This window comes from Polaribacter staleyi, from assembly GCF_038024045.1.
GTDB classification, from domain to species: domain Bacteria; phylum Bacteroidota; class Bacteroidia; order Flavobacteriales; family Flavobacteriaceae; genus Polaribacter; species Polaribacter butkevichii.
This window is the reverse complement of sequence record NZ_CP150665.1, coordinates 893,410-919,237: the sequence shown is the minus strand read 5'-3', so window position 1 is coordinate 919,237 and position 25,828 is coordinate 893,410. Positions and strand designations below refer to the sequence as shown.

Here is a 25,828-nt window from a genome sequence, read left to right as displayed (position 1 = left end):
AAAGAATGACAAATCAACAAAAAATACAAGTACTTCGTGATGAATTAAATGCACATAATTATAATTATTACGTGTTAGATAATGCAACAATTTCAGATTACGATTTCGATATCAAACTAAAAGAATTAGAAAAGTTAGAAGCAGAAAATCCTGAATTTTTCGATGCAAATTCGCCAACGCAAAGAGTAGGAGGTACCATTACAAAAAACTTTAATGCGGTTACCCATAAAAACAGAATGTATTCTTTAAGTAATTCGTATTCTAAAGAAGATTTGTTAGACTGGGAAGAAAGAATTCAAAAAGTTCTTGGAACAACAGATGTAGAATATACATGTGAATTAAAATTCGATGGAGCTTCTATTAATTTAACCTACGAAAACGGACAATTTGTAAAAGCCGTAACTCGTGGCGATGGTTTTCAAGGTGATGAAGTAACGCCTAATATTAAAACAATTCGGTCCATTCCTTTAAGTATAAAAAAAGATTTTGTTCGTAATTTCGAAATGCGAGGAGAAATCATTTTGCCAATAGATGGTTTTAATAAAATGAATGAAGAACGTGTAGAAAATGGGGAAGAAGAATATAGAAACCCTAGAAATACTGCAAGTGGAAGTTTAAAATTACAAGACAGTACAGAAGTTGCAAAAAGACCATTAGATTGTTTATTATATCAGGTTGTAACGGAAGAACGCAAATATAAAACGCATTTTGAGAGTTTAGAAAATGCAAGAAAAGTTGGTTTTAAAGTACCAGAAACCATCACTTTGGTAAAATCGATAGATCAAGTTTTCGATTTCATCACTAATTGGGATGCCAAACGTCATAATTTACCGTATGAAACAGATGGAGTTGTAATAAAAGTAAATAATCTGCATCAGCAAGACGAGTTAGGCTATACCGCAAAAGCACCAAGATGGGCAATTGCATATAAGTTTAAAGCAGAACAAGTTTCTACAATTTTAAATGAAATAACCTATCAAGTAGGTAGAACAGGCGCAATAACTCCGGTGGCAAATTTAGAACCCGTACAATTAGCAGGTACAACGGTTAAAAGGGCTTCGTTGCACAATGCCGATCAAATAGAAAAATTAGATATTAGAGTAGGAGACACCGTTTTTGTAGAAAAAGGAGGAGAAATTATTCCTAAAATTATTGCAGTAGACTTAACAAAACGTCCAGCAGATTCAGTACCAACCATATATGCAACTCATTGTCCGGAATGTAATACCGAGTTGGTAAGAACAGAAGGCGATGCAAAACATTATTGCCCTAATGAGTTTGGTTGTGCTCCACAAATTACAGGAAGAATTCAGCATTTCATTTCTAGAAAAGCCATGGATATTGATGGTTTAGGAGGCGAAACGGTAGACTTGTTACGTAAAGAAGGCTTAATTCAAAACTATGCAGATTTATATGATTTAACAGTAGAACAAGTAATTCCGTTAGAAAGAATGGCAGAAAAATCTGCTCAGAATATGATAGCCGGAATTATAAAATCAAAAGAAATTCCGTTCGAAAAAGTATTATTTGCACTTGGTATACGTTTTGTAGGAGAAACAGTAGCTAAAAAGTTAGCAAAACATTTTAAATCCATAGATAATTTAATGTCTGCAGATTTAGAAACATTAATTGCTGTAGATGAAATTGGCGATAGAATTGCACAAAGCATTATAGATTTTTCTAAAAACGAAGGAAATATCGATTTAATAAACAGGTTAAAAGCATCAGGAGTACAATTAGAAGTTTCTGCAGAAAGTTTAGAAAATCAAACAGAACTATTACAGGGACAAATATTTGTAGTTTCAGGCGTTTTTCATCAAATGAGCAGAACCGAACTTAAAAAAGCAATTGAAGATAATGGCGGAAAAGTAAGTTCATCAATCTCTAAAAAAACAAATTTTATTGTTGCCGGCGATAATATGGGACCTTCAAAACTAACCAAAGCAGAAAGTTTAGGAATAGCAATTATCTCAGAACAAGATTTTATAGACAAAATAAGTTAAATTCTAATTTTAGAGGCTAATTTCTGGTAATTAAAAACACGTTCCACTATTTTTATGTACAAAGTCTTTATAATAAAGTAATACAAATTTGAAAAAACTCCTATACATATACATCGTACTAATTACGGCAGCATCTTTTTCTCAAATAAAAGAAACAGATTCGCTGCCTATAAATGTAGACGATTATGTTTTTGTAAAACCAGGAGATACATTGGTGGTAAACCTCAATGAGTTTTCACTACTGCCAAAGCACAAATTCAAATCAAGAGAAGATGTTCGCTATTATTTGTGGTTCCGAAAAAAAGTATTTAAAGCATACCCTTATGCACAATTAGCATCACAAAGGTTAGACTCTTTAAACCAAAGATTAGAAAAAATTGTATCTAAAAGTAAAAGAAGAAAGTACACACGATTAGTTCAAAAATATATAGAAGGCGAGTTCACAGACCAAATAAAAAAGATGACTACCACAGAAGGTAGAATTCTTATCAAACTAATTCATCGTCAAACCGGTAAAACCGCATTTCAAAACATCAAGGTCTTAAGAAGCGGATGGAAAGCTTTCTGGTACAACACAACGGCAAATGTTTTTAGTTTATCTCTTAAAACCGAATACCATCCAGAAACAGAGAACGAAGATTTTTTAATAGAAGATGTACTGCAACGTGCTTTTCAAGACGGAAAACTCCAACCTCAAAAAACTAAGTTAAATTTCGATTTCCCTCAAATTATAATAGAAAGAAAGGCAGAAATCAATGTAGAAGAATACAAATTGTTTTTTGCTAAAATGCGTAAAAAAGGAAAGGTTAGAAAACCGAAGAAGTAATATTTTCCTTTGGGTGTTCCCTTTTTTTTGTTGAAATATAAAAAAAGTTGGGTTTATATATAGGTACACTTTTGCAATTTCCATCCACTTTAGGATAAAAAAAAGGTCGGGCTTTCCACTATATCTTTTTGCGAAGAGCAAAAAGGATGCCGTTTCAATCCCTAACACAAAGCCTGTAATTGTAAGTAGCAAGAAGGAAACAAGCCTACAAAGAACAATTTTAACAAATAGCCCCTTATTTGTTCTTCATATAAAAAAAAACGTCATTGCGAGGCACGAAGCAATCCCTTTATTCTAGTAAATTAAGCTTCTTAGTAAATCGAAGCTTTGTATAAAACCGTTTTTTTTAGGTTTAATTCCATTTAAATAAAAAAAAAAGAATCATTTACAGGTTTTATTTGAAATCTAAAAAACAAATCCAAGTAACCAAGTAAAGCTATTTCAAACCTATTAAGACAAAAAATCAGCGCACACTCTTTCCCGTTTTTAATACTATTATGTTGTAAAAAGCAGCAATTATCCCCAAACCCCAGCTAAAACCCAAGATCCTTAAAAAAATAACCAAAAAAACATTTCATGTAACTCACTAGAAACAAAACAATTAGGATAAGTATGTAAAATAAACAAAAAAAAAGGGTTAAAAAATAGTTGTTAGATTAAAAATGAGTTGTAAGTTTGCACCCGCTAACAGCAATATTGCTTCGTTAGTTTCGTTCATTGAGAAGTTGTAAAGGGATTAAAAATTAAGGAGTTAAGCTGATAAAGTTATAAGGATTTTATCAAAAAAAACTTTGATTTTTATGAGGTTTCTTTGTAAAAAACGTTGTATGTTTGCAGTCCGAAATTTTCGGCAAAAAATTCAGCATTTTTCACAAGCAAATTAAAATAAAAAAAACTTTATTTTTTTTATTGTCAGATTAGAAATAGTTTGTATGTTTGCAGCCGCTAAGAAATACAGCAAAACGATCAGAGAAAATTTGGAATGATTTAAAAAAAAATCAGTTAGTTCGATTCTAACGTTTCTACAAAGTTCGAGATTAAAAGGGGATTGATAGAGTGTTAAAACTTGTCATTTCCGACTCGGCAAAGTTCATTGAAAATATTGAAATTGACAGCGTAATTAAAGAGTAGAATGACCACATTATTAGATTAATGTAAAATTCTTTTGAAACTTATTCATTAAAATATTTAAAATATACAATGAAGAGTTTGATCCTGGCTCAGGATGAACGCTAGCGGCAGGCTTAACACATGCAAGTCGAGGGGTAACATTGTGCTTGCACAGATGACGACCGGCGCACGGGTGCGTAACGCGTATAGAACCTACCTTTTACTGGAGAATAGCCTTTAGAAATGAAGATTAATGCTCCATAGTATTGATTAATCGCATGATTAATTAATTAAAGATTTATTGGTAAAAGATGGCTATGCGTCCTATTAGTTAGATGGTAAGGTAACGGCTTACCATGACTGTGATAGGTAGGGGTCCTGAGAGGGAGATCCCCCACACTGGTACTGAGACACGGACCAGACTCCTACGGGAGGCAGCAGTGAGGAATATTGGGCAATGGAGGCAACTCTGACCCAGCCATGCCGCGTGCAGGAAGACTGCCCTATGGGTTGTAAACTGCTTTTATACAGGAAGAAACACTGGTATGTATACCAGCTTGACGGTACTGTAAGAATAAGGACCGGCTAACTCCGTGCCAGCAGCCGCGGTAATACGGAGGGTCCGAGCGTTATCCGGAATCATTGGGTTTAAAGGGTCCGCAGGCGGTCGATTAAGTCAGAGGTGAAATCCCATAGCTCAACTATGGAACTGCCTTTGATACTGGTTGACTTGAGTCATATGGAAGTAGATAGAATGTGTAGTGTAGCGGTGAAATGCATAGATATTACACAGAATACCGATTGCGAAGGCAGTCTACTACGTATGTACTGACGCTGAGGGACGAAAGCGTGGGGAGCGAACAGGATTAGATACCCTGGTAGTCCACGCCGTAAACGATGGATACTAGTTGTTGGGCATTAGCTCAGTGACTAAGCGAAAGTGATAAGTATCCCACCTGGGGAGTACGGTCGCAAGACTGAAACTCAAAGGAATTGACGGGGGCCCGCACAAGCGGTGGAGCATGTGGTTTAATTCGATGATACGCGAGGAACCTTACCAGGGCTTAAATGTAGTATGACAGGACTAGAGATAGTTTTTTCTTCGGACATATTACAAGGTGCTGCATGGTTGTCGTCAGCTCGTGCCGTGAGGTGTCAGGTTAAGTCCTATAACGAGCGCAACCCCTGTCGTTAGTTGCCAGCATGTTATGATGGGGACTCTAACGAGACTGCCTACGCAAGTAGTGAGGAAGGTGGGGATGACGTCAAATCATCACGGCCCTTACGTCCTGGGCCACACACGTGCTACAATGGTATGGACAATGAGCAGCCATCTGGCAACAGAGAGCGAATCTATAAACCATATCACAGTTCGGATCGGAGTCTGCAACTCGACTCCGTGAAGCTGGAATCGCTAGTAATCGGATATCAGCCATGATCCGGTGAATACGTTCCCGGGCCTTGTACACACCGCCCGTCAAGCCATGGAAGCTGGGAGTGCCTGAAGTCGGTCACCGTGAGGAGCCGCCTAGGGTAAAACTGGTAACTAGGGCTAAGTCGTAACAAGGTAGCCGTACCGGAAGGTGCGGCTGGAACACCTCCTTTCTAGAGAAAGATGGTGAGTTACAAAAAAAGGTTTTTTTTACTCTTTGCTGTTAATTTTAAAATAAAAAAGTATTTAAGCTATTCTAGTCTCGTAGCTCAGCTGGTTAGAGCGCTACACTGATAATGTAGAGGTCGGCAGTTCGAGTCTGCCCGGGACTACAAATAAGCAAGATACTTAAGGAAATTCTGGAAGTAAGGGGATTCTACATTCATAATTTAGGATTTATTCTGAATTTCATAATGGGGGATTAGCTCAGCTGGCTAGAGCGCTTGCCTTGCACGCAAGAGGTCATCGGTTCGACTCCGATATTCTCCACAACGGCTTATAGTTGTTGCTGATTTAATTATCAGTGGCGATTCGCCACAAGTTCATTGACATATTGGTAAAATGATATCGTAAGAATCAAATAGATAGAGAACGATTAGATTTATCTAATCAAAAATTTTTTTATAAAAATATAAAAGAGTTCATTGTAGAAGCAATTCTACAGCAAAAAGTACAATAAGTTAAGTAAGGGCGTATGGCGGATGCCTAGGCTCTCAGAGACGACGAAGGACGTGATAAGCTGCGAAAAGCTACGGGGAGGGGCACATACCTTTTGATCCGTAGATATCCGAATGGGGCAACCCGTCATGTTGAAGACATGTCACCACGTAAGTGGGGTAAACCCGGTGAACTGAAACATCTAAGTAACCGGAGGAAGAGAAAACAATAGTGATTCCGTTAGTAGTGGCGAGCGAACGCGGATTAGCCCAAACCAAAGTTGTTACGGCAATTTTGGGGTTGTAGGGCCACGATATTCGAAGATAAGTGAATTAGAACTGTTTGGAAAGACAGACCATAGAGGGTGATAGTCCCGTAAAAGTAAGCGAATTTAAGATAGTGGTACCCTGAGTAGTGCGGGACACGAGTAATCCTGTATGAATCCACCGGGACCATCCGGTAAGGCTAAATACTCCTGAGAGACCGATAGTGAACTAGTACCGTGAGGGAAAGGTGAAAAGAACCCTAAGTAAGGGAGTGAAATAGAACCTGAAACCGTACGCCTACAAGCGGTCGGAGCAACTTCGAGTTGTGACGGCGTGCCTTTTGCATAATGAGCCTACGAGTTACTGTTTCTAGCAAGGTTAATTGATTAAGTCAAGGAGCCGTAGCGAAAGCGAGTCTGAATAGGGCGCTTTAGTTAGTAGTAGTAGACGCGAAACCGAGTGATCTACCCATGGGCAGGTTGAAGCTGTGGTAACACACAGTGGAGGACCGAACCAGTTGACGTTGAAAAGTCTTTGGATGACCTGTGGGTAGGGGTGAAAGGCCAATCAAACTCGGAAATAGCTCGTACTCCCCGAAATGCATTTAGGTGCAGCGTTGAGTAAAAGTTTTATAGAGGTAGAGCTACTGATTGGATGCGGGGGCTTCACCGCCTACCAATTCCTGACAAACTCCGAATGCTATAAAATGTTTCTCAGCAGTGAGGGCATGGGTGCTAAGGTCCATGTCCGAGAGGGAAAGAACCCAGACCATCAGCTAAGGTCCCCAAATATATGTTAAGTTGAAAAAACGAGGTGAAATTGCTTAGACAGCTAGGATGTTGGCTTGGAAGCAGCCATTCATTTAAAGAGTGCGTAACAGCTCACTAGTCGAGCGATTTCGCATGGATAATAATCGGGCATAAACATATTACCGAAGCTATGGATTAACGTTGAAAGACACGTTAGTGGTAGGGGAGCATTGTAACCTGGGTAGAAGGTGTACTGTGAGGTATGCTGGACTGGTTACAAAAGAAAATGTAGGCATAAGTAACGATAATGGGGGCGAGAAACCCCCACACCGAAAGACTAAGGTTTCCTCAGCGATGCTAATCAGCTGAGGGTTAGTCGGGTCCTAAGGCGAATCCGAAGGGAGTAGTCGATGGATAACAGGTTAATATTCCTGTACTTCTTATAATTGCGATGGGGTGACGGAGTAATGAAAGCACCGCGAACTGACGGAATAGTTCGTTGAAACATGTAGCTATTAGTTTTGTAGGTAAATCCGCAGAATTAGGTGAAGTGTGATAGTACCAAGCGTCTTCGGACAATTGGATAGTGTGTCTAAGGGCTTCCAAGAAAAACCTCTAAGCTTCAGATTATAAGAACCCGTACCGTAAACCGACACAGGTAGTTGGGATGAGAATTCTAAGGTGCTCGAGAGATTCATGGCTAAGGAACTAGGCAAAATAGACCCGTAACTTCGGGAGAAGGGTCGCCCTGTAGCAATACAGGGCCGCAGTGAAAAGGTCCAGGCGACTGTTTATCAAAAACACAGGGCTTTGCTAAATTGAAAGATGATGTATAAGGCCTGACACCTGCCCGGTGCTGGAAGGTTAAGTGGAGGGTTTAGCTTCGGCGAAGATCTGAAATGAAGCCCCAGTAAACGGCGGCCGTAACTATAACGGTCCTAAGGTAGCGAAATTCCTTGTCGGGTAAGTTCCGACCTGCACGAATGGTGCAACGATCTGGACACTGTCTCAGCCATGAGCTCGGTGAAATTGTAGTATCGGTGAAGATGCCGATTACCCGCAGCGGGACGAAAAGACCCCGTGAACCTTTACTATAGCTTAGTATTGGCTTTGGATAAGTAATGTGTAGGATAGGTGGGAGACATTGAAGCGGCGTCGCTAGGCGTTGTGGAGTCGTCCTTGAAATACCACCCTTTGCTTATCTAGAGTCTAACTCAGAGATGAGGACAGTGCTTGGTGGGTAGTTTGACTGGGGTGGTCGCCTCCAAAAGAGTAACGGAGGCTTCTAAAGGTACCCTCAGTACGCTTGGTAACCGTACGTAGAGTGCAATGGCATAAGGGTGCTTGACTGAGAGACATACAGGTCGATCAGGTTGGAAACAAGAGCATAGTGATCCGGTGGTTCCGCATGGAAGGGCCATCGCTCAAAGGATAAAAGGTACTCCGGGGATAACAGGCTGATCTCCCCCAAGAGCTCATATCGACGGGGGGGTTTGGCACCTCGATGTCGGCTCGTCACATCCTGGGGCTGGAGAAGGTCCCAAGGGTTGGGCTGTTCGCCCATTAAAGTGGCACGCGAGCTGGGTTCAGAACGTCGTGAGACAGTTCGGTCTCTATCTGCTGTGGGCGTTAGAAATTTGCGTGGATCTGACTCTAGTACGAGAGGACCGAGTTGGACTGACCTCTAGTGTACCTGTTGTTTCGCCAGAAGCATAGCAGGGTAGCTACGTCGGGAAGGGATAAGCGCTGAAAGCATATAAGCGCGAAACCCACCACAAGATGAGATTTCTTTAAAGGGTCGTTGGAGATTACAACGTTGATAGGTCATAGGTGTAAAGGCAGTAATGTCATAGCCAAGTGATACTAATAACCCATAGACTTATGTACGCTTCCCGCCGAAAGGCGGGAGCACAGACTCTTTATTTATAAGACGATTTAGATATTATTTTACCATATGTTAACTTATACTTTAGCAATAGCTAAAGAGTTATGAGTTATAAGTGTTGAGTTATGAGTTGAAAAACTTTAAAACTTAGAACTTTAAACTTAGAACTAAAATCTTAGGGTGGTTATAGCATTGGGGCTCACCTCTTCCCATCTCGAACAGAGAAGTTAAGCCCAATAGCGCCGATGGTACTGCATTTATGTGGGAGAGTAGGTCGCCGCCTTTCTTTAATCTTGAGTAATCAAGACAAATTAAACCTCAATTCTTAACGAATTGAGGTTTTTTTTATGCGATAAATTTAACGACATTGTTGTAATTATTGGAAATTAAAGAGTGTTGGGTTTAGGTTTTTGTAGTTTAGACTTGGTTCTTGCTTTATTATTTAGTTTACCACGGTGTTTACATGTGTTTTAGGTTTTTTTTTATGAGAATAGATTTATATGCTTATAAATGGATGTATTTAGGTTAGAGGGGATACTTCTTTATTTGTAGAAAACTAGTTTTATTAGCTTTTTTAAGTAAGTAAGCTAGAACTAGCCATTAATTATACACGTCTTAAGTTAGCTTTTTATAATAAAAGACTAATTTTAAGTATATAAATCAGAAAGAATAAAAGAGAGAATTAAGGTTACTATATACGTTGAAGCCCAGACTTCGGCAACATTGATAATCCTCTCTCTTTTCTACTAGAAATCACGTTCAGTTCTGTGAGACCTAGATATTGATTTCAAGTTGTTGTGAGTAAAAGTAGGTTATTCTTTCATAAATCAGTTCTTATGAATAAATATAAGGGGATTTTTGGAGATGACATCAGTAAAGACCTTTTTGATGTTTAAGGAAGTACAAGTGGTCATGATCAATTTAAAGATGATGAATCAGGGGGGTAAAACCTTTTTAAAAAGTTTACCTAAAAACTCAATTATATTGTCCTGAAATATGGCTACAGGTTAAAATTGAATTAAGCTGATAATTGATATACCATATTAGTTGTTTTGCAACCTAAAGATAAGTGTAATCTTATTTCGTTGTATAAATTAATTGCATTCTTTGAGGCGCTCTTAGTGTGAGCCATGTTATCAAAGGTTTGGTCGAGATAAATTCATCTTTCAAAATACCATTTACACGTTAAGCCATTGCGTTTTCGTAACAATCATTTTCTTCAGTCATACTAATATCTATTTTCTCTCTTTTTAATATTTGAGTGTATACATTACTGCAATATTGTATTCCTCTGTCTGAATGATTAATAAGCCTATTAATTTTTTTAGCTTTATAAATCGCCTTATTTAGTGCTCTCACAGTTCCTTTTAGTTCCAAGCTATGACTAAGGTTGTAACCCACAATTTTTCTAGAGTACATATCTGTTATTAAAGCCAAGTAACAAAAGCCTTTAATAAGTTATATCACTTACCCAAACCTGATTAGTTTTTGTAATTTCTAAGTCTTTTATAATATTATTATACTTATAAAATCGATGATATGAGTTTGTTGTTCTGGCACTACTTATCCTTCTAAGTGTTAGCATTTGGTGTTTTCTAAGGACATTAAATAAAGTATCTCTACCAACTTTATTATTTAATTTATCAAAATCTATATCTTAAAATTTAGTAAGTTTACAGACACCTTTTCTAGGAAGAGATTTGCGTCTTTTTTAACAATATTTATAATCTGCTGTTCTAGTATTAAACGTTTATCAGGTTTAGATTTGTATTTATAATGTTTATTTTTCTAACTTTAATAATTCAGTATATGGATTTCCCTCCAGTCCTAATAATTTTGCAAATGCAGGTTCTGTTTTTGTTCCGTTAGATTTTAATTTTTTTATACTCTGTTTAAATTCAAAACCTTTTTCTTTTAAAATTTTATTTTCAACAATCATATGTCGATAAGCGTTTTGTGTTTTGACCCCTATAAAACAAGAGTAATCTTTTAAATTTCGATTATTAATTAAGCTGTTAAATTTTTCATCATAATTAGATGTTTATCTGTATTCCATTTTTCCATTGGGGTTATACGTCCCAACAATCCGTGAAGTCTTCTATTGTTATAAAATTTCACGTATCGTTTTAATATTTGCTCTATTTCACCAAAATATTGATAGTCGAACCTTTTAAAAACTTCTTTTTTTAATATTCCGTGATACGCTTCTATATGTGCATTTTCCTCAGGTGTTGCAATGTGTGTAAATTCTTGTTGTACTCCGATTAAACCTAAGTATTCACGTACTCTTTTAGCTATAAATTGGCTTCCATTATCACTTCTAATAACTACATTATTGGGGTAATCATAATCTTGAAACAACTCAGATAGTAATGTAATAACGTGATGCTGTTTAATGGTAAAAGAAAAATAGTCTTTTAGTATTCTACGAGTATGAACGTCTATGACCGAGAGTAAATAAGCATTCTTTCCTACACTTGGTATCCAAACCATTTTTATATCCATTTCCAGGCATTCTAAGGGCTTAGAAGTGTGAACTTTTCTGAACTTTACAAACTTGCGTCCTGAACCACTTCTATCTATCCTATTATCTAGTTTGAGTAAGCCTTCTTCTTTCATAATTCTATATAGTTTTTTATGATTTATAGTGTACCCCTCTCTTTTTAAATAGCTGGTCATTAATCGATAACCACAATCTATAAACTCATGCTGTAAAATTTCTTTTATAGCTGCAACTACATCGTTTTGTAATACAAAGCCTTTGGTCTTATGAAAAGTTTCTTTAGTTGGCTTATTTCCTTTTTTACCACCACTAGGTTCTCTGTAGTAACTACTCTCTACAATACCTACCATTTTTAGGATTTTTGTTTTGCTACACTTATATTTTTTATAAATTGCATTGACTAAATCTTTCTTGGATCGGACGTTCCAAACTTTTTTTTTAAAAGTTCTCGTTGTACTTCAAGCTCAATTTCTCTATCACTTAATAATTTTCTTAAAACTCGATTCTCTTCTTCTGCCTCTTTAAGTTCTTTACTCTTGGTATCATAAGTTACCTTCAAACCTGCTTCTCCTTTGTGCTCAAACTTCTTTCGCCAACTGTAAAATGTTCCAGTGCTTACACTGTATTTTCGGCAGGCTTCTACAATACCTATTTCTTCTGAAACTGATAGAATTTCTAACTTCTGTTCTAATGTCCATTTCTTGTATTTCATATCTCAAATATATTAGTTTTGAAATTTAAAATATCACTCCGAACTATTAAGGGGCTAAACTATTTTGCTTTTCCGTTGGAATATTTTGTCCAAAAACCTCAAACAAAAATTTATCCGTTTTAAATTCCGCAATAGTTGATTCAATTCCATTTTGTTTTATAGAATAAACTTTAAAGTCTTTTTTGTCAGAAAATTGATTTAGTAAATAAGCTCTAAATTCAGAATGATTTTGACATTCACAAATAATGTCTAAATCACTTTCGGGTATATCTACTTCGATTGGAATAGTACCTGTCAAAATTGGATTATATTTTTCAAGTTTCTCTAAAATTTTATGTTTTTTGATTTCAGAAAAAGCAAGTTTTTGTCTTTCGTTTCCATATTTTAAATATTCAATATTTCTAAAATTTTCAATCAATTTTGTTTTTTTTTATATTGTGAGCAACTGGTTTTAGCCTTATTTATATAACTTTAGTTTTCGTTTTATGATGAATTAAATGGGATGTTTTAGTACTTAGAGATTTTCTACTTAATTTTTTTGCGTGAAGGATAGAAATGAAAAGCCCACAGTGAGGTACGAACGAGGACTTATAATGGATAGCCTGACCATTTTTATTATCAATCCTTATTTCGCTAAATTCCATTTATTTAAAAATGGGCACGCCCAGATAATCATACTTTTATTTTAAAAACAAGTAATGTTATAGGATAAAAAAAAGCCAGATTTTTAATTTAAATCTAGGCTTTTCTTATGTTCTAATTGATATACTTTATGCTCTATAAATTTTATCAAATAAATCCTTATAGATTTCTTTGATAACTTTTCGCTTCATTTTCATTGTTGGAGTTAAATGTCCTTCTTCAATAGACCAAACTTCTGGAGTGAGTTCAAAACGCTTTATTTGTTCCCATTTACCAAAATTTTTATTGCATTTATCAACTTCCTTTTGAATACGTTTTATAACTAAATCTGAAGCTACGATTTCTTTATTTGTAGCACCAATATTTAAGTTTTTATGATGAATCCATTCCCTGATAAAATCAAAATTTGGTTGAATAAAAGCTGCAGGCATTTTTTCACCTTCACCTATAACCATTACCTGTTCTATAAATAAAGACTGCTTAAGTTCTCCTTCTAATAATGGGGGAACGACATACTTACCACCAGAGGTTTTAAACATTTCTTTCGTTCTTCCTGTTATCTTTAAAAAGCCGTCTTGATCAAACTCACCTTTATCTCCAGTATAAAAATATCCATTTTTTATAACGTTAGCAGTCCTCTCATCATCTTTATAGTAACCTAGCATTACATTTGGCCCTTTTACTAGAATTTCACCGGTTTCAGCAATTTTCACTTCAATACCATCAATAATTTTACCAACAGTAGCAACTTTAAATCCACCATTTCTTTCGTCATTAACAGAAATTACAGGAGATGTCTCAGAAAGTCCATAACCTTCCATAATAGGCATGTCGGCTGCAGCAAAAACCCTTGTTAACCTTGGTTGTAATGCTGCGCTTCCAGAAACCATTAGTTTTAGTTCTCCTCCTAAAACAGCTTGCCATTTAGAGAAAATTAATTTTCTAGCTAATTTTAATTGCATTTCATACCACCAACCGTTCACTCCATATGGCTCATACTTTAAACCCAAGTTTACTGCCCAAAAGAATAAGCCCTTTTTAAATCCTGTTAAGGTTTCTCCTTTTAAAATTATTTTGTCATAAATTTTCTCATATAAGCGAGGTACTGCAGTCATTACGTGGGGTTTTACCTCTTGCGCATTTTCGGCAAGTTTTTCTATAGATTCTGCAAAATATATAGAAACACCACAATATTGATATAAATATAAAATCATGCGTTCAAAAATGTGGCAAATAGGTAAAAAACTTAAACCTATAGATTTTCCATAATCAAAAGGAACTCGTTTTTCTGAACTTAGAACATTGCTTACAATGTTTCTATGAGAAAGCATTACTCCTTTAGGTTTACCTGTTGTTCCTGATGTATAAATTAAAGTAGCTAAATCATCAGTTTTTACGTTGTCTTTTCTTTCGTTAAGAATATGTTGATTGCTTTCGTCTTTTCCAGATTCTATAATTTCATTCCAACTTTTTTCACCTTTTATGTCATCAAAAGTATAAACAGCTATTAAATTTGTTTCTTTTTTTATTTTATTTACTTTTTTTAAAACTTCTTTATCTGAAACAAAACAATAAATGGATTCAGAATGATTTAATATATAAGCATAATCTTCTTTTGATATTGTAGGATATATAGGTACGTTTTGTGCGCCTGTTTGTAAAATTCCGATGTCTAATATGTTCCATTCTGTTCTATTTGTAGATGAAATTACAGCAATTTTATCATTAGGTTTTATACCTAAGTTAATTAATCCTCGGCTAATTCGGTTGGCTTGATCTACATATTCTTGTGTTGTAATAGATTTCCAGCTACCATTTATTTTAGATGTAAACGCTTTTTCTAAATTATAGGTTTCTAATTGATAATAAGGAAAATCGAATAATCTTGTAATTTCTACTGCCATAGTTTATCATTTGAATAGGCAAATTAGGAATTTTTGATTGATTTAACAAATACTTATTATAAGAGTTCTTTATTGTGAATAATTTAATATTTATATAACATTATTTATTTATTAATAATGTTATATAAAATTACTTAAATTGTTGTTTTATAGGACTATTTCTGTTTATATAGTATTTTTTGTTAAAGGAATGTTTTTGCTTAAAAAAAAGTTAAATATTAAAAACTAGCTTTTTTATAAAAAAAAAGCTAGTTAGTTTTGGTTTTAGTTAGCCCCCTAATTCTAACTAATCCATTGTAGGTGCAATGTATAATTTATTTGAAGATAAGATATAGGTATAAATACCTGTTTTGTAAAAATTATATTTTTCAGGAAATTATCTAAAAAAAGAATAGTTTTTTAGAAGCTATGAATGGTTGTTTTTATGCTATAATTAAGTTGAGAATTAATTAAAAGTTCTCTAAAAATAAAAACTAGCTTTTTTATAAAAAAAAAAGCTAGCTAATTTTGGTTTTTGTTAGCCCCTTAATTCTAACTATCTCCATTATGGGTGCAATTTATAATTTAAATTGCAATAAAAAACAGGTAGAAATACCTATTTTTTATCTACTGAATGTTTAATGAATCTTTTTCCATTAATTTTAGTATACTTTGAGTCTATTTCATAAGCTACTTTCATATTGGTAATGTTAAATTCCCCCGATACTTTCATGTATTTAATATTTAAATCCTCGTTAAAGGTTGTGTTATTAAAAGAGACACCATTAGAAAAGTTAGTGTATTTAAAGGTTGCGGAGTCTTTAAATAAAGCATTATAAAAACTTACTTTATTATTAAATTTTGCATATTTGAAAGTTGCAATTTCATCAAAAGTGGTGTTAGCAAAGCTAATGTTTTTATCAAATTGAGCATATTTAAAAGTACTATCATTATTAAAATTGCTTCCAGAAAAATCAGTATCCTTTTCAAAACGAGAATATTTAAACATTGCTTTTTGTTTAAAAATGCAGTTTTTAAAAATAGTTTCTTCTTCAAAATTGGCTGTATATGTAAGCCCAGTATTTTCATCGGGGATGTAGGCTAAAACATCATTATTAAAAGTACAGTTGATAAAAGATATCTTAACATCTATTATTTTTTTTATTTCGTTGGTAGAAGTACTAGATTTCCAATTAAACCAACTGCTTTTCTTTTTACTTGGCATTTTTTTTATAGCTTCATCCATATAGGTAAAATCTAAAACCCCAATGATAGTTGCATTTTTAAAAGAAATTGCTTTTCCTGCTTTTATATCTTTCATAATATCAACTGCTTTTACTTTTTTTTGAGCAAGAGTAACTGTAGTTATAAAAAGGAAAGAGAATGCAAGTAATATAATTTTATTTTTCATTTTTTAGGTATTAAATGGTTTACATTGTAATGACCTATTTTTTTTTAATGTGTGACATTATTTAATGATTTTTAAATAATATTTTTTATTAAACGTAAAAAAGACCAAATAATTAAATTTGATCTTTTTAGACTCATAGCAATCTATTAATAATAATTCATATAAACATTTCCCCCAAAACATTTAATATGTTATTAATAATACCGCAAAAGTAATAAGACTTATCTCTAAAATGTTGTAAAAAATCGTAATTATAAATCTTTTGAATATAATTTTATAAGAGGGTATTCATTTTTAAAGTAAGATTTAGGAGATTCTGACATAAATAGCTTAAAGTCTTTTATAAAATGTGAATGATCATAATAATTATATTTATGAATGAGTTCTTTTAAGCTTAATTTTTTGTCTTCGTATTTGCGCATTAACTTTGTAAAACGAGAGAGTTTAATAAATTTACCAGGAGTTACTCCAATGATTTTTTTAAATTTTGTTTCTAGTGTTTTTTGTGAATAGGGAAGTATCTTGAGTAAATCTAATACATTAACCATGCCTTCATTTTTATCAATATAAGCAATTGCTTTGTCTATATGTATTACATCTTTATCTTCAATTAATTCTAAGTTTTCTATAAAATCGATGATATCAGTTATAAAAGTAGTGGGATCTTTTTTATAATTTAAAAAAAATGGATTCATTTTTTTAAATAGTGCTTTATCAATTTCTTTTAAAGGAACAAATTTATTGGTTAGGGTAGAAATATCTATTTGTAATATTTTGTACAAGGCGGTTGGATGTAAATTGATACCGATATTTAAACTTTCATCATTTACATGATAATCATACGTAGTTGAAAATTGCGCACTAATGGTTAGCCCTTTTAAAGGGATTATTTCTTTATTAAAAATAACTGTTTGGTTTTTACTAAAAATATAAACAATGGAAGGTAAGCCAATAGGTATAATAATTGTTTTAAAAGGTAAATCTTCTTTTACAAAAGAGATACTAAACAGATTATTTATGATACCTCTAGAGTCTTTTTCATCTAGAAATTTAAAATTCATTCTTTTTTAAGGTGGTTTTTATTTAAGAAACTTTATTTCTTTGTATAAGATGGGTAGTTAACTTTTTTAATAATGTTTATATTGGTATGCCGTTTGCAGTTGGTCTGTACACAATCCATTTTTTAAGACTTAAAAAATTAATTAACATTTAAAGTTTTGGTAAATATAAAAGAAATCGTCACAATTTAAAATAGGTTAAGTCTTTTACGTAGTAATAGCGTAGTTATAAAATTAGAATTAACAACAATAAACGAATTATAAAATAGAAATTATGAAAATAAAAATTATCACTCTTGTAATCTCCTTACTATTTATAAATACTCATGTAAGTGCACAAAAAACAATAAAGTTAGAGAATGATTTTGATAAAGTTATTGTAAGTCCACATATAGAAGCAATCTTTAAGAAAGGAGCTGTACCAAGTATTATAATTGAAGATATTTCAGTACCAATAGAAAAATTTAAATATGAATTAAATAAAGGAACACTGCAAGTGTATTTAGAAGGAGCTAAAACATACACTAAAAACAAAAAGGTAGTTACTGATAATTATGAAAAGAAGGTACCTTTATATAATAATAGAGTTGTAAAAGTTATTATTACTTATGTAGACGTAAAAATATTTTCTTTAAGAGGTGAAGAGAAAATCACATTTCAAACGCCTCTAGTTCAAGATGAATGTAAATTACGTATATACGGTAAATCCGAAGTTACAATAAAGAACATGGATGTAGATAAATTAGATGTTTCTATTTATGGTGATAGTTTTTTAAATATAGAAAAAGGTGCGATTAATAAGCAAAAAGTATCAGCTTATGGAGCAAGTAAAATTATGGCTGTAGATGTGGTTTCAAAAGAAACTAAAATATCGGCTTATGGAGATGGAACTTTTCAATTTAACGTGTCCGAAAAAATAAAAGTAAATTCTTACGGAGAATCTACAGTACTTTATAAAGGAGGTGCACAATTAAAAAAAGGAATTGTTATAGGAGAATCTACGATACGTAAACTACTTTAGTCTAAAATTTTATTATAAAATAGTATAAAAAAAAACCTTGAATTTAAACTCAAGGTTTTTTTATGCTTTCTAATTCTTAATTTAAATGTTAATTATAGTTAAAAAAAGACCTTCTAGATAACATAATCTTACCATGCTTTAGCTTTTTAGAAGCAATATACTAACGTTCAAAACACGTTATTTTAACTTAATATTTTTTGCTTTGTAGCCAATTGTAATACTAAACATAACTACAAAATGAAACACAAATTTTTAAGTGATTTTTTAATTTTAATCTTACTATTTCTGGGGACAGCAGTTTTTTCTCAGCAAGTTTTAAAGGGAAAGGTAATAGATGAAACTGGAGCTTTATTACCGGAAGCAAGTGTTCGTGTATTAAAAGAAAATAAATGGACAACCACTGATTTTGATGGAAATTTTAAGATAGAGTATAAAGATGAAAAAAGTATCATTAGAATAGAATTTTTAGGATATCAGAGTAAAGATATTGTTATTGGAAATAGAAATAATATTACCATAACTATGTTGCCAGAAGTAAATGCTTTAAGTGAGGTAGTTGTAACTGCTTTAGGTATTAAAAGAGCACAAAAAAAAGTAGGTTATGCTACGCAAAATGTAGATGCTTCTTCTGTTAAAGAAATAGTAGCTCCAAATGCAGCCGGTTTAATAACTGGTAAAGTGGCCGGTTTAACAGTGAGTAACCCAACAGGTTTGTTTCAAGCCCCTTCTTTTACTTTAAGAGGTAAATCTCCCTTAATTGTTGTTGATGGAATTCCGGTAAGTACAGATTTTTATGATATTTCTCCAGATGATATAGTAGATATTACGGTTTTAAAAGGAACTTCAGCCTCTGCGTTATATGGTTACAGAGGAGGAAATGGTGCCATACAAATAACAACATCTAAGGGGCAGAAATCAGACGGATTAGAAGTAACGGTTTCACACAACACAATGGTAAGTGCTGGTTTTACAGTTTTTCCGGAAACACAAACGAGTTACGGAAATGGATCTAACGGGCAATATGAGTTTTGGGACGGACAAGATGGTGGTATTTCTGATGGAGATATGATTTGGGGACCAAAGTTTGAACCTGGTGTTAAAATAGCTCAATGGAATAGCCCAATTGTAGATAATGTTTCAGGAGAGGTTACTCCTTGGTGGGGAGATGTAAGTGGTACAAAATACGATGATAAATCGCGGTACTCTAGAATGCCAATTGCATGGGAATATCATAATAACTTAAAAGATTTTTTAAGAACAGGTATTATAAATACAACGTCTTTTTCTGTAACAAATTCTACAAATAAAGGTTCTTATAGATTGTCTGGTAATTACAAGTCTCATACAGGTAGAGTGCCAAATACTAGTTTAAAAACAGCAGGATTAACTTTTAATTCATCAACAAAATTATCAGATAAATTAACCTTAGATAGTAAGTTGGCATATAATAAAGTTTACTCGCCAAACTACCCAAGACATGGCTACGGACCTAAAAATCATATGTACACTATTTTAATTTGGATGGGAGATGATGTAAACGGAAAAGAGTTAAATGAACACAGATATATACCTGGGCAAGAAGGATACAGACAAGCAAACTTTAATTACGCTTGGTACAATAATGTATACTTTGCTGCAAATGAATTAAATCAAGAATATGATGCTAATGTTTTAAACGGACAGTTAAAATTAAATTATCAGGTTACTGATGATTTTACTGTGCAAGCAATGGGTTCTGCAGTAATGAAAAATAGATTTGAAGATAGAGAGAGCCCTAAATCTTATTTAAATTATGGAGATCCAAGAGCTGGAGATTATAAAACATGGAACACAAGTTCTGTAGATGTAGATTACAATGTGTTGATGACGTATAATAAAGAAATATCTGATAAGTTTTCTTTCAATGTAAACGCAGGAGCTTCATCCGAATATCATAAATATCAACAAGAATATAACGCTACAGACGGTATTATAGTTCCGGAATTGTACAGTTTAAACAATACACAAGGAAATATAAAAGGGAGTACAGATTTTTCTGAACGATCTGTAAATAGTTTATACGGAATGTTAGAATTAGATTTTGATAACAAATTATTTTTAACATTTACAGGAAGAACAGACAAACATTCTACGTTGCCAACAGATAATAATTCTTTGTTTTATCCTTCTGTATCTTTAAGTAGTATGGTTACAGAGTGGTTTAAGTTACCAGAAGCTATTAATTATTTAAAAGTATTTGGTTCTTGGGCACAAGTAAAAAGATCTTTAAGTGCTTATCAAATTAATTCTTATTATGACAATGCAGGTACTTTTGATGGTAGCCCAGAATTGTCGTATTCTGGTAGTTTGGTTAATCCAGATATTGAAGGTTCTTTAACTACCAATGTAGAATTAGGTTTTAGTGCTGGGTTTTTAAATAATAAAATAGGTTTAGATTTTGCGTATTATAATGCTGTAGATGAAAATTCAATTATAAACTTACCGATTTCTTTAGGTTCTGGTTTTTCATCAAGAAAAGAAAATGCGCACCAATTTACAACCAATGGATATGAAGTTTCTTTAAGAGCAACACCTATAAAAAATGAAAATTTTAGATGGGATATTTTAACCAATTGGAGTAAAAAAGTACAGCGTTTAACAAGGTTAGATGAAGGGGCAGAACAATACAACAACTTAAGGCTAAATGACAGAACAGATGCCTATTATGCAACTGTTTGGGAAAAATCTGCAGACGGAGAATTAATTTTAGACGCCACTACAGGAATGCCAACTAAAAACCCGTATCAACAAAATATAGGTAATAAAAATCCGGACTTTAGATTGGGGTTAGAAAATACCTTTAAATACAAAGGATTTTCTTTAAAAGTTGGAATTGATGGTGTTTGGGGTGGTTTAATGAGATCTAAAACTGTAGAAAAAATGTGGTGGGGTGGTAAACACCCAAACTCTACGCTTTACAGAGATGCCGAATATGAAAACGGTATTGGAACTGTTTATGTACCTAAAGGTGTAAATGTAATAAGCGGAAGTGTACAAAGAGATTTAAACGGTAATGTAACTTCAGACACTAGAACGTATGCAGCACACACATCACCTGTTAGTTGGCAAGCTTGGTCGCAAAATTATCCTTATAGAGCACAAGTAACACAAAAAGAAAGTAAAATTTTTGCCAATGTTTTTGATAGAACTTTCTTTAAATTAAGAACAGTAGCTTTAAGTTATGATTTAACAAACGTGGTTAAGTTTAAAGGAATTAAACAAATTAATGCGAGTATAAACGGATATAACTTATTCATTTGGAAAAAAGCAGATATTATAGATCCAGATTTTGGTAATGATGATGATTTACAAGACCCTTCTACAAGATACCTAGGCTTAGGTTTAACTTTTAAATTTTAATAAAAATGAACAATTTTAAAATAATATTATTTTTAATGATGGCTGTTGTTTTGTCTTCTTGTGAAGATTTAGAAATTAACGACAACCCCAATAAAGTAAGCGAAACGCACCCAGATTTATTACTTACTAATATTGCAACATCTGCTTTTCAAGTAAAAGGAACCGGAGCAATGTATGCTTCTAGAATGATTGTACAAACAGACGGAGAAAGTGCATCGCAGTTTTATAAATGGGATAGAGCCAGTTTTGATGGTTACAATAGCTTAAGACAGGTAACAAAAATGATGGAAGAAGCAGATAGAATTGCTGATGATTCTTATAAAGGTATTGGGTATTTTTTTAGAGCATATTATTTTTATGATTTAGCTTTAACTTTTGGAGATGTACCTTATACAGAAGCTCTAAAAGGAGAAACAGAAGAGTTGTATCAACCAAAATATAGCACGCAAGAAGAAGTTTTTATAGGGGTTTTAAATGAGTTAGAAAAAGCAAATAACTTGTTAGACGGAACGGATATTATAACTGGAGATCCTATTTTTAATGGAGATATTAGCAAATGGAAAAAGTTGGTAAATTCTTTTCGTTTAAAAGTTTTACTAACACTTTCTAAAAAAACAAGTATTGCTACATTAGATGTAAAAAATCAGTTTGCAGCAATTTATAATTCAGAAGCTATTATTGCTACTCCGTCAGAAAGTGCTCGTTTAGAGTTTGTAGATGTAGTAGATTCTAGATATACGGAGTTTAATTCTAGTGGTTACGGTTCTGGTTTATATATGGCTTCTACTTTTGTAGAAATGCTAAAAGAAAGAGCAGATAAAAGATTATTTGCCATTGCAGGACAAACTAAAAATGCCAAAGAAGCAGGTTTAGCCATCGATGATTTTAATGCTTATGCTGGCGGAAACCCAATTGCCGCTTATAACGATGTAAACTTATTGGCAGCAGCTGGTAAAGTATCTAAAGTTAATGATAGGTATACTAAAGACCCAACAGCAGAAGCACACAATCTTTTAAGTTTTTCTGAAGTTCAATTTATTTTAGCAGAAGCTGCAGTTAGAGGATGGATTTCTTCAACAAGTGCTCAAATTTATTATGAAAACGGAATTAAATCAAACTTTCAATTCTATAATACGTATGCAAAAGGTTATGAAGAGTATTATACGCAAGCTGAAGCGGTAAATTATATTGCAGGAACAAAAGTGAACTTTTTAAATGCAACTACAGATGAAGAAAAATTAGAATTAATTTTAACTCAAAAGTATTTAACGTCTTTTTTACAAGGAGGATGGAAAATGTACTTTGATCATTTAAGAACAGGATATCCTGATTTTCCTTATTTAGGTTCAGACACACCACCAACAAGATGGATTTATCCTTTAGACGAATACAATAACAATTCAGCAAATGTAACTGAAGCTATTGAAAGACAATTTGGAGGTTCTAACGACGGGATTAGAGAAATTACTTGGTGGTTAAAATAAAAGAATAAAAATAGAGAAGGTCGTAATTTTTACGGCCTTCTTTTAATTTAAAAAAAGATGAAAAAAAATAGAATGTTAGCGCTTACTGTTGTTATGTTTACACAGTTTTTACTAGCTCAAAAAATAGAAATAAAACCTTATTTGCAAGATGCAGAACCAACTTCAATCAAAATTATGTGGCAAACTAATTCTGGTGAAGAGGCAATTGTGTATTGGGGTACTAAAAAGAACAAATTAAAAAACAAAACAAAAGGTATTTCTTTTGATGTTAATTTTACGGAAAAAAGAGTACATGAAGTTGCTTTGTCTGGTTTAGAAAGATTTACATCTTATTATTATAAAGTACAAACAGGTAAAGCAATATCAGAAATTTATCAATTTAAAACACCTCCTTTTGCAGGATCTACTAAAAAAATAAATTTGGTAGCTATGAGTGATATGCAAAACGATTGGCAACATCCAACAAAGTTTAAAGAAGTGGTAGAAGAAGGGGTTTTAACGTATTTTGATAAACATTATAAAGGCGATATCTCAGACAATTTAGCCATGGTAGTTATTCCTGGAGACCTGGTAGAAAGAGGAACTAATTTCAATCAATGGGAAGAAGATTTTTTTAAGCAATCAGAAAAATTATTTTCTAAAATACCTGTATATCCAGTTCCTGGAAATCATGAGCGAAATTCTGATTATTTCTTTAAATATTTTAGTCTTCCAAAAAATGGGAGTCCAGAATATGCCGAACATTGGTGGTTTAAAGATTATGCAAATACTAGAATTATTGGTTTAGACTCTAACGATGGTTATAGAGATATAAAACAACAATTGGTTTGGTTAAAAGAGTTGTTAGAAAAAACAGCTAAAAATGATGAGATAGATTTTGTTTTTGCACAATTACATCATCCACATAAATCAGAATTATGGATTCCGGGAGAAGAAGATTTTTCAGGAAAAGTAGTAAAGTTATTAGAGGAGTTTAGTGAGAAATCTAACAAGCCAAGTTTGCATTTTTTTGGACATACACATGGGTATTCTAGAGGGCAATCTAAAGAACACAAACACCTTTGGGTAAATGTGGCATCCGCCGGAGGCGCTATTGATAATTGGGGAGAATTTGAAGGTAGAGATTACGACGAATTTACCGTAACACAAGACGAGTATGGTTTTGTATTGGCAACGATAGACCCAAATAAAGAAAACCCTTCTTTTACCTTAAAAAGAATTAGTAGAGGGAATAACATCCAATTTAGAAATAATGAACTTAGAGATAGTATTACGGTTTTTAAGAAAACGATTCAACCCAATACGCCTCTTTTAAGTGATTTTGATACAGAAAAACAACCTATTTATAAAGTTGTTTTAAAAGCAAATTCTTTTAAAACAGATAAGGATAAAGCGTTTCATGCCGCTTCTAATTGGCAAGTTTCTACTACCAAAGATTTCTCTAAAATAGTGTACAATTCTTGGAAACAACATGAAAACTGGTACTACAGAGAGAACAGACAAAAAAACGATGATTTAACAGATGAAGTTGTAGATAGAAAACTAAATAATGATACTACCTATTATGTGCGTGTACGTTATAGAGACCAGTTTTTAAATTGGAGTAATTGGTCGGCAGTAAAAACATTTAAAACCATTAAGTAATGAAAAATATAAAATTGGTAGCTATATTATTTTTATTGATATTGGCCGCGTGTTCATCCGAAGAAAAAAAGAAAAAAGAAATAGAACAGGCGGCACCTAAAGTTTTTGTAATTACGTTAGATGGTTTGCGTTGGCAAGAACTGTTTTCTGGTGCAGATTCTTTATTAATTGCTAATAAAGAGTATGTGGATGATACCATTGCATTAAAAAAACAATTTTGGAAAGATAAAGTTACCGAAAGAAGAGAAGTATTATTTCCTTTTATTTGGAGCGAAGTTGCCGTAATGGGGCAAATTCACGGAAATCGTTGGCAAGGAAGTAAAATGAATTTAACCAACGGAATGCATTTTTCTTACCCTGGTTATAATGAAATTTTAACAGGTAAAGCAGATGATAAAAGAATTGATAGCAACCGTAAGATTCCGAATCCGAATACAACCATTTTAGAAATTGCAGAGAAAACATCCGCTTTTAAAGGTAAAGTTGCTGCTTTTGGTAGTTGGGATGTTTTTCCTTTTATTATTAATGAAGAAAGAAGCGGTTTGTATGTAAATGCAGGTTTTAGAGAGGCGAAAGGATTGGATTTATCTGAGAAAGAAAATTTTTTAAACGAGTTGCAAGCTGAAACTCCGAGTCCTTGGGGAGGAGTTCGTTTAGATGTTTTTACACATCATTACGCTATGGAAACCATTAAAAAGAAACACCCTAAATTGGTATATATTTCTTACGGAGAAACCGATGATTTTGCCCACAATGGTAAATATGATGCGTATTTAAAATCGGCAAACAGAACAGATCAATTTATTAAAAAGCTTTGGTATTTTGCACAACAAGATCCTTTTTACAAAGGAAAAACTACATTTATAATTACAACAGATCATGGTAGAGGTACCGAGCCTTTAGAAACGTGGAAACATCATGGTAGTTCAATAAAAAACACAGATCAGGTTTGGGTAATTGCATTTGGTAAAAATGTTGCAGCCAAAGGAGAAGTTGTAGTTAAAGAACAATTATATACCAATCAAGTAGCGGCTTCTGTAGCCAAACTTTTAAAGGTAGAAATACCAACAGATTCTATTGGGAAGCCGTTTTATTTTATAAAATAAATAAACAATTTATGGTATTTTAAAAGACTGTTTAAAA

15 protein-coding genes, 2 tRNA genes and 3 rRNA genes are annotated in these 25,828 nt (G+C 33.2%); 12 read left to right on the top strand and 8 right to left on the bottom strand.

Annotated elements, in window-relative coordinates:
* The first annotated feature begins 5 nt into the window (after positions 1–5).
* From ligA to rrf, 7 genes are all read left to right on the top strand, one after another.
* Complete coding sequence (gene ligA / locus WHD07_RS03845; protein WP_343330133.1) at positions 6–2,003, top strand: NAD-dependent DNA ligase LigA; 1,998 nt, start codon at positions 6–8, stop codon at positions 2,001–2,003.
* Positions 2,004–2,091: 88 nt separating this feature from the next.
* Positions 2,092–2,829, top strand: a complete 738-nt coding sequence (locus WHD07_RS03840; RefSeq protein WP_343330132.1) for a DUF4294 domain-containing protein — start codon at positions 2,092–2,094, stop codon at positions 2,827–2,829.
* A 1,197-nt stretch (positions 2,830–4,026) separates the two neighbouring features.
* Positions 4,027–5,544 (top strand): 16S ribosomal RNA (locus WHD07_RS03835).
* Between the two features lie 85 nt (positions 5,545–5,629).
* Positions 5,630–5,703, top strand: a tRNA-Ile gene (locus WHD07_RS03830).
* Between the two features lie 83 nt (positions 5,704–5,786).
* Positions 5,787–5,860 (top strand) — tRNA-Ala (locus tag WHD07_RS03825).
* Positions 5,861–6,044: 184 nt separating this feature from the next.
* Positions 6,045–8,930, top strand: a 23S ribosomal RNA gene (locus WHD07_RS03820).
* Positions 8,931–9,104: 174 nt separating this feature from the next.
* Positions 9,105–9,214, top strand: a 5S ribosomal RNA gene (rrf, locus tag WHD07_RS03815).
* The 16S, 23S and 5S rRNA genes sit together here with 2 tRNA genes alongside, the layout of an rRNA operon.
* A gap of 899 nt (positions 9,215–10,113) precedes the next feature.
* On the opposite strand, the gene WHD07_RS18255 is transcribed toward rrf, so the two are convergent.
* The 8 genes from WHD07_RS18255 to WHD07_RS03780 all read right to left on the bottom strand — a co-directional run bounded on the left by WHD07_RS18255 (position 10,114) and on the right by WHD07_RS03780 (position 17,140).
* The gene (locus WHD07_RS18255; RefSeq protein WP_422897656.1) at positions 10,114–10,383 is read right to left on the bottom strand and encodes a transposase; all 270 of its coding nucleotides are present in this window, start codon (positions 10,381–10,383) and stop codon (positions 10,114–10,116) included.
* Positions 10,384–10,708: 325 nt separating this feature from the next.
* A complete protein-coding gene (locus WHD07_RS03810; RefSeq protein WP_343330978.1) occupies positions 10,709–10,900 on the bottom strand; it encodes a DUF4269 domain-containing protein in 192 nt (63 codons plus the stop codon).
* A 35-nt stretch (positions 10,901–10,935) separates the two neighbouring features.
* Entirely contained in the window at positions 10,936–11,823 is an 888-nt protein-coding gene (locus tag WHD07_RS03805; RefSeq protein ID WP_343330977.1) for an IS3 family transposase, read from the bottom strand.
* An 8-nt stretch (positions 11,824–11,831) separates the two neighbouring features.
* Positions 11,832–12,143 (bottom strand): transposase, encoded by a 312-nt coding sequence (locus WHD07_RS03800; RefSeq protein ID WP_343328339.1) that lies wholly within the window; start codon positions 12,141–12,143, stop codon positions 11,832–11,834.
* A 46-nt stretch (positions 12,144–12,189) separates the two neighbouring features.
* Entirely contained in the window at positions 12,190–12,561 is a 372-nt protein-coding gene (locus tag WHD07_RS03795; protein WP_343330131.1) for a DUF4269 domain-containing protein, read from the bottom strand.
* 352 nt (positions 12,562–12,913) lie between these two features.
* Positions 12,914–14,689 (bottom strand): AMP-dependent synthetase/ligase, encoded by a 1,776-nt coding sequence (locus WHD07_RS03790; RefSeq protein ID WP_343330130.1) that lies wholly within the window; start codon positions 14,687–14,689, stop codon positions 12,914–12,916.
* Between the two features lie 595 nt (positions 14,690–15,284).
* On the bottom strand, positions 15,285–16,079 hold the full coding sequence (locus tag WHD07_RS03785; protein WP_343330129.1) for a pentapeptide repeat-containing protein: 795 nt from the start codon (positions 16,077–16,079) through the stop codon (positions 15,285–15,287).
* Between the two features lie 251 nt (positions 16,080–16,330).
* A complete protein-coding gene (locus WHD07_RS03780) occupies positions 16,331–17,140 on the bottom strand; it encodes a helix-turn-helix domain-containing protein (RefSeq protein ID WP_343330128.1) in 810 nt (269 codons plus the stop codon).
* A gap of 271 nt (positions 17,141–17,411) precedes the next feature.
* Here WHD07_RS03780 and WHD07_RS03775 point away from each other — a divergent pair, with 271 nt between their 5' ends.
* The 5 genes from WHD07_RS03775 (at position 17,412) to WHD07_RS03755 (ending at position 25,791) form a co-directional block, all read left to right on the top strand.
* On the top strand, positions 17,412–18,158 hold the full coding sequence (locus WHD07_RS03775) for a head GIN domain-containing protein (RefSeq protein ID WP_343330127.1): 747 nt from the start codon (positions 17,412–17,414) through the stop codon (positions 18,156–18,158).
* A 237-nt stretch (positions 18,159–18,395) separates the two neighbouring features.
* Positions 18,396–21,557, top strand: a complete 3,162-nt coding sequence (locus tag WHD07_RS03770; RefSeq protein WP_343330126.1) for a SusC/RagA family TonB-linked outer membrane protein — start codon at positions 18,396–18,398, stop codon at positions 21,555–21,557.
* Between the two features lie 5 nt (positions 21,558–21,562).
* Positions 21,563–23,041 (top strand): SusD/RagB family nutrient-binding outer membrane lipoprotein, encoded by a 1,479-nt coding sequence (locus tag WHD07_RS03765; protein WP_343330125.1) that lies wholly within the window; start codon positions 21,563–21,565, stop codon positions 23,039–23,041.
* 57 nt (positions 23,042–23,098) lie between these two features.
* A complete protein-coding gene (locus WHD07_RS03760) occupies positions 23,099–24,685 on the top strand; it encodes a metallophosphoesterase family protein (protein WP_343330124.1) in 1,587 nt (528 codons plus the stop codon).
* Entirely contained in the window at positions 24,685–25,791 is a 1,107-nt protein-coding gene (locus WHD07_RS03755) for an alkaline phosphatase family protein (protein WP_343330123.1), read from the top strand. The genes WHD07_RS03760 and WHD07_RS03755 overlap by 1 nt, the downstream gene beginning before the upstream one ends.
* Positions 25,792–25,828: the final 37 nt, after the last annotated feature.